The sequence below is a fragment of the Streptomyces sp. ISL-12 genome (assembly GCF_018614415.1).
GTDB lineage: Bacteria > Actinomycetota > Actinomycetes > Streptomycetales > Streptomycetaceae > Streptomyces.
Window position 1 is genome coordinate 1 of record NZ_JAGGOO010000051.1, and the last position, 6521, is coordinate 6521.

At 66.8% G+C, this 6521-nt stretch carries 6 protein-coding genes; 5 read left to right on the forward strand and 1 reads right to left on the reverse strand.

Going from position 1 to position 6521, the window contains the following annotated elements; all coding sequences use genetic code 11:
• Positions 1-189 precede the first annotated feature (189 nt).
• Complete coding sequence (locus J7I94_RS38345; RefSeq protein ID WP_251075161.1) at positions 190-360, reverse strand: hypothetical protein; 171 nt, start codon at positions 358-360, stop codon at positions 190-192.
• Between the two features lie 154 nt (positions 361-514).
• Here J7I94_RS38345 and J7I94_RS14640 point away from each other — a divergent pair, with 154 nt between their 5' ends.
• The 5 genes from J7I94_RS14640 to J7I94_RS14655 all read left to right on the forward strand — a co-directional run bounded on the left by J7I94_RS14640 (position 515) and on the right by J7I94_RS14655 (position 6362).
• A complete protein-coding gene (locus tag J7I94_RS14640) occupies positions 515-673 on the forward strand; it encodes a hypothetical protein (protein WP_251075162.1) in 159 nt (52 codons plus the stop codon).
• Positions 674-683: 10 nt separating this feature from the next.
• Positions 684-809 carry a hypothetical protein gene (locus tag J7I94_RS39005; RefSeq protein ID WP_285442579.1) on the forward strand — a complete coding sequence of 42 codons (126 nt, stop codon included), beginning with the start codon at positions 684-686 and terminating at the stop codon, positions 807-809.
• A gap of 534 nt (positions 810-1343) precedes the next feature.
• Positions 1344-5162 (forward strand): hypothetical protein, encoded by a 3819-nt coding sequence (locus J7I94_RS14645; RefSeq protein WP_215167509.1) that lies wholly within the window; start codon positions 1344-1346, stop codon positions 5160-5162.
• 95 nt (positions 5163-5257) lie between these two features.
• Positions 5258-5560, forward strand: a complete 303-nt coding sequence (locus J7I94_RS14650; RefSeq protein WP_215167510.1) for a hypothetical protein — start codon at positions 5258-5260, stop codon at positions 5558-5560.
• A gap of 271 nt (positions 5561-5831) precedes the next feature.
• On the forward strand, positions 5832-6362 hold the full coding sequence (locus tag J7I94_RS14655) for an SMI1/KNR4 family protein (protein WP_215167511.1): 531 nt from the start codon (positions 5832-5834) through the stop codon (positions 6360-6362).
• Positions 6363-6521 lie beyond the last annotated feature (159 nt).

The window sequence follows — 6521 nt, forward strand, 5'->3', positions numbered from 1 at the left end:
TAGTGGCCTGCGATGCGCGAAGACGCCGTGTTCCGGGCGGGTTCACCCCATGGCATGGAAAGTCAGATGAACGCGCCGGGCGCGCGGCCGGAGATGCTGCAGCTGCTGTCCGGCACTCCGACCGGCCGCCGCACGCCGGGCCTGAGCGCCGCGGGGCCGTCCGGGGTGGCCGTCGGGCCGCGGGCCGTATCAGGTGGTCGTCTCGGACGTGCTGCCGCGCAGGGGGTCGGGGCGTGCATCGGTGAGGGCGAAGGCCCGCTGGAGCGGCTCCAGCAGTTCGCGGTCGATGCGGTAGACGCGTGCCGGTTCGTCCCGCTGCAGCAGTTCGGCCCGGCTGTCGGGTCCCAGGCGGCGGACCACCGCCTGAACGCTGGTAAGCGTCCCGCCGATCTTCGAGCGAGCGGGGGACGACCGGGGCGAAGTGGTTCTCCACCGAGTCGTAGGTGGCTGTGCCACCGACCTCGACGATCTGGCGGCTCACATCGCGCGCCCGGGGCATCAGCGCGGCGATCACGTGGGACAGCATGCGCTCGCTCCAGCCGTCATTGACGTCGTCGCCCCCGAGGCCGTGCCCGGCATCGTCGGCCTGTCCCCGGCCCTCACCCACAGCCTGGAGCGCCACGCCCGAGGGGCCCTGCGCCAGCTCCGCCCCGACACCGATCCCCAGGAGTGATTCCCCCGCCATGCCCACCATCGACGACCTCCTCGCCCAGTCGCTTCTCCTGCGCCGCCCCCACGTTCCCTGCGACGTCATCCCGTACGACGAACTGGCCTACGCCGGACGCAAGGAGCGCATTCCATGGCCGTGAGGACGACGAGCAGCACAAGGCGATAAGGCCGTAACCACCAACGCCTTTACCAAAAAATAATCAAAGTCGGCACAACCCTCCCCAAACGTGAGGGTCGTCACGCCTACCCAAACATCGCTTGTCAGGCTATCGCCCGTTTACCACTTCTTGATCTGGCGTCACGCGGAGACGTTAGTTACCTCAGGCGACTGTGCGTTCTCTGTAGATGAACTGTGGCGGGGCGTGGATCCACCACCGTGAGCACGCCCCAGTCCGCAGTGCACCAGGTGCCGAGCAGTGCAGTCTCCCCGTCTCTCCGTCGAGGCGGGAAAACCGGAAGCCTGCGATGAAAGGTGACGAATGCTCAACAGACCGACTGCCCGCTGGAGGCGATTCAGGCATGCTGCGAGGAGAGCCGCCGTAGCCACCGCAGCCGCTACGAGTCTGTCGCTCCTGGCTACAGTGGCCGCTCCTTCGGCCGCCGCAACTCAGCCCACGGCGGCCGAACGCATGTCAGAGCTCACGGAGCGTGCCTCGACAGAGGGCATACCCGGCTTGCCCGACTTCGTCTGGAAACAATGGCCCGACTGGAACCTGTGGGACAACATTCTGTCCTACCCCGAGAACAACTGGCGCAGAACTTGGAGCGTCTGGAACGCCTGGACACCCAGCTCGGATACTGGCGAGTTGGCGATGGCAGACCAATGCCGTATCGGCCGTGTTTTGCACCGCGGCGGTCCCGAAGTCAAGGCGTTGGCCATGTCGGCGCTCGCCGGTTCGGAGGAGGACCGTGCGGCTGCTCTGACCGAGGACGGTTCCGGCCACACACCGATCACCTTGGCCAACGATGAAGACTGGGAAACAGCACCACCTCCTCCCGGCTTCGAAACCGAGCAGCAGCAACGATGGCAACAGCAACTGGAACAGTTCGGCAGCAGCTACGAGGCGCCGGAACTCGACACTGATTTACGTGAGTTCCGACGTGACTCGCACGACCGAGCTCAAGAGGCGGTGTTCGCGGACCTCGTGCCGCGCGCAGGGCAGGAGTCGGTGGACCGTGTCGCCTCGCTGATCGCTGAGACCAAGGGCACCGACGAGTACTTCTCGGCGCTGGACACCTTCCAGAAGGAGATCGCTGAGCTGTTCGGAGCTCCCGTTGCCGGCGATCTGGCGACGCTCTCCGAGAACATGTCCGCCGACGACGCGCGGATGTTCCTGCAGTACGGAGGCTTCCCCACAACCGCCCCAGAAGCTGGCTCACTGGAGTTCCGTACCGAGGTCGAAGCTCTTAAGACCCGCTTCGCCAACTGCGATCCGGAAAATCCCGCGGACCCATACCGGGCGCTGACCGAGGTGGTGGAAACCGCCCGCGCAGAGTGGCAGGCAGAACTTGACGGGCAAGAGAAGTACCGCAATGCCATCGTGGCGGCTGAGGCCAAGGCATACGATGACATGTGGAACGCTTCGGAGGCGATGGTCGAGGCAGTCGGGCAGGCGTGGGTCGCCGAAACTATTCTCAGTTGGCAGCGCAACCAAGGCACGGCCTGGGAGCCAACAGCAGCCCAGAAGAACATGATCGAGGCAGGCATCGCCAATGCTCAGTCAAAGATCACAGCGCAGATCAATCTGGCCCGAAAATACACTGAGGACGCCAAGACCCAGGCTGTTGCCGTTGACACTGCGGAGGCTGCGGCCGCGAAAGTGGCCGAGGAAGCAGGCGCTCCGCGTGGTCGTGGCCTCGCCTATGCCCAGCAGTCGGCGCAAGTAACCAAGGCGTCTTCCGCCGGTGCTGAGGCCGCGCTGAAGGCCGCCGAGACCGCACTCGAAGCGGCCAAGGCGACAGTCGCCGACAGCGGCGCCGTCTTCTCACGTGCCAAGACGGAGGCTCACGCCCTGGAGGCACAGTACCGCCGGGCCGCGGCGGAGGAGAGTGCGCGGCAGGCCGAGCTGGCCTCCGATGCCGCCGCCGAACAAGCGGACCTGGCGGCCAAGGAAGCCGCCAAGGCCAAGGACGCACGGGAGCGAGCCGAAGCAGCTGAGGCCGTCGCCAAGGCGGCCGCCGCAGACGCCTCGGCGAAGAGGAAGATCGCCGAGAGCGAGCGGGACAACGCTGCGGCGGCCCGCAAGAAGGCTGACGCCGAACGAGCCAAGGCCGCCGAGGCCGAGGAGCGTGCGAAGAACGAGCAAGCCAACGCCACGGCGGCCCGTGAGCGGGCCGAGTCGGCAGGCACTGTCGCCGCAGGCAAGCGTCGAGACGCGGTGGAGGCGGAGAACCGGGCCGGCAAGGCCCGAGATGAGGCCATCGCGGCCGAAGAGCGCCGGGACTCCCGGGCGTCTCGCGCACACGCCCTGGAGGCGGCCGCCGCAGCGGCGGTCGGTACCGCGGACGCCGAGGACGCACGGGCCGCCGCCACGGAGGCCAGGGCGGCGGCCGACGACGCCCAGGGGGCCGCCGACCGTGCACGCAGTGCTGCTGACGATGCCAGTGAGGCGGCCATCGCGGCCCGAGCAGCGGCCACCGAGGCCACCGCCGCAGCCAGCCGTGCCGAGTCAGCGGCTGACGCCGCAGAACGTGACGCGGCCACCACCCGGGCTCAGGTGGCGGTGGCGCATGCAGCGGCGGCTGACGCGATCGAGGCGTCCAAGAAGGCGGCCCAGCATGTCAAGGAGGCCGAGGAGTACGCACGTGCTGCGGCTGCCGAGGCTGTCGAGGCCCGCGCCCATGCGACCGCGGCGCGCGCCGAGGCGACAGCGGCCAAGAAGGAGAGTGCCCGAACTGCTGGCTTTGCCATGGCGGCCTCGCAGGCTGCCGCTGCCACCCGGGACGCCGCGACACGTGTGATCGACCCGGCCAACGAGGCGATCAGCCTGGGCAGCCCGTATCAGGAGACTGACGCTTCCGCCGGCATGGCGGTGTTGGTGGGTCAGCAGGCCAAGAGTCTGGCCGCGCAGCAGGCTGCAGCCGCCGACGCCAAGGCTGAAGACGCGGCCGAGCAGGCCCAGGCCGCCGAGGACGCGGCAGCCGCTGCCGACAAGGATGCCAAGCTCGCTGCCGAGGCGGCGGCTCGGGCCGCCGCCTCGGCAGCGAAGGCGGCCGGCTCGGTGCAACGGGCCCGTGCCTCGGCGGCTGCCGCGGCACAGGACGCGACAGCCGCCCAAGAGGCTGAGGCGAACACCATCGAGTACGACCGGCAGGCGAATGCCGACGCCGTACTCGCGCGCAGCGCGGCCAACGACGCTCAGGGAGAGGCATCGGCCGCGTGGGACGCCGCGACGGAAGCGGAGAAGGACGCCGCAGGTGCGCACGACGCAGCCGACGCCGCGCAGGCAGAGGCGTCCATCGCCAGCGAGATCGCCGATCTGGCTGAGCGGGACGCGACGGCTGCCGAGGAGGCAGCGGCCAACGCGCAAGCCAGCGCCGCGGAGGCCGATCAGGCGGCGACCAGGGCGGAGGAGCAACTGCGGCAGGAGCTCCAGGCTCAGCGGGCGGAATTGGCCTCTGACTCCTCCCCAGACCCTGGGACGGCGTTCACCTCGGAAGAGGAACAAATCCTGCTGGAAGCTTGTGGCCAGACTTGCGTCGACCAGTACCGTGCCGCCCGGGCCACCCTGGCCAAGGACGTCATTGACTGGGTGAAGGAGAACGGCGGCGAGATCCTGCTTGACGTCATCGGGGTCAACGACGCACGCAAGTGCTTCTCCGCTCCGGACGTCGAGAGCTGTCTGTGGACGCTGATCGACGCCGCCAGCCTTCTTGTCGTCATCGGCAAGCTACCGGCGGTCAGCAAGGCAGTCGTCACCGTCGGCACCGGCATCGGCAAGTTCTTCGAGGCCAACGCCCGCGCCAAGCGGCTTATGGAACGCCTGCGCACGGTGATCAAGGAAGCCAGGGAGAAGCCGAAGCCGCCCTGCACCAACCCGACCGTGGTCAAGTCTTCTGCCGCCGTCGGCGAAGGACAGCAAAGCCCGGCTCGATCCGTGCAGCTTGTGGCCGCCTCCGAGCCGTGCCCCGACCTCGACGTCGACCTCGGCGGCATCAAGGACGACGTGTACAACCTCATCGACGGCAAGTACGGCCCCGATGTCGCGGACGGCGTGGACTACAACTTCCAGAGGATGCACGACGGCAGTTCCACGGCCGGCAACCACTCGCTGCCGGGTATCGGTCACGACGCAAAGAAGCTGGCCGAGTATCTTGCCTCATGGCGCGGCAAGGCCACTCACTACGACGTGCGCAATCCCGCCGCCAAGGTCGCCTACGATACTCAGAAAGGTGTGATCATTATCATGGACGCCCGCATGATCCACGCCTATACGTTCAGTGAGCACAAGTTTCTGTACGGCGGGAACTATGCTCCCCTTGTGAGCCCCTGATGAGAGGGCGCGTCCACCTCACGAGGACGACAGATGGCTATGAACTGCGTCCCACCGTCTCCCAGATGGCACTTTTGCGTACAGTGGTCTCCTTCGTGGAGGACCTGCCAGTGTCGGACGACGCCCTGTGTATACAGGTCGGTCAGGACCACATGGGCGTGCGCAGACTGAGGGAACAACTCGATCAGGCGAGTGAGCGGGGACCGGTAGTCCTCGACAAGGCCGGCCTGCACACTGTGCATGCCTCGCTAGTGGTGGCCTGGAACCAGGTGTTGTCGGAGGAGGCGTTCTACCGAAGGCTTTCCTTCTTCCGGGAGAACGTGCTCGCGGTCGCACAAGCAATCGTGCAGGCCGTCGAGGAGACGCATGCCGGTGAGGAGACCCTGAGGAACCAGTAACAGGATGATTCGAAAAGGACAGAGAGACTGAGAGAAGGGCGCCCTGAGCCTCCTCACCCTCTGTTCTTCGCACTCAGGCTTCGTCGCGGAAGCAACGCAGGCATGGACACCGAGCGTGTCCATGCCTGCGCGCCCATAGCGCTGCAACTCGGAGCCTTGTTGATCACCGAAAGGGTAGGCGTGCCGAATGTGGTGGAAGCGACGCCGCGAAGCGAACTCAGCCGTACCGACGCAGACAGAGCGGTGGCCGGCAGCCTGGAACGAACCCGGCATGCTGACTGCGGCGCAGCGGGTCCGTGCTGTCGTCGGTGCCATCACGGACGGCACGACAGCCCGCCCCGAGCAGCTTCAGAGCCTGTCGGCCGAGGCTGTGCTGGAGATCGAGCGTGATCAGCAGGCTCCGATGGCAGATGCCTACCGGGAGTTCCTGTCCCTGATAGGCGGTGGGGCCGGGCGCTTCATGCGCGGGGAAGACGTATACTACTCACGTGCTCTCGGACTGGGAGAGGCCGCCCGCGAGCTGCTGGAAGAGAACGACTCGCCCTTCTCCTTCGATCCGACCGACCGCGTCTTCACCATGCATCAGGGCTACCAGTTCGAGTTCATGAGAGGCACCGGACCCGACCCCGAGGTTTGGTCGTACTCGGAGGGCGTGAACGGCGACGTTCCCGTACGCAGCCATGACTCCTTCACCGATTGGCTCCGTGCGACTGCCGAAGCAGAAATGCCGGTCTGGAAACGTCACGCGGAGACAGTCCGCGAGGAGATCAACGCCGACGGCAGTATTACCGAGTACTGGTAGCCGAGCCCGGGGCAGCCGCTCACAACTCAGATGTCAGGAGCGGTGGCCACGTGAGTTTCACGATGCACCCTGTGGGCGCCATGCCGTCGACGCCTGGGCCTTGGCTTTTGCCGCTCTCAGTTCGCTGTAGGTGCAGATACGAGGTGGTCGATGTCGAGG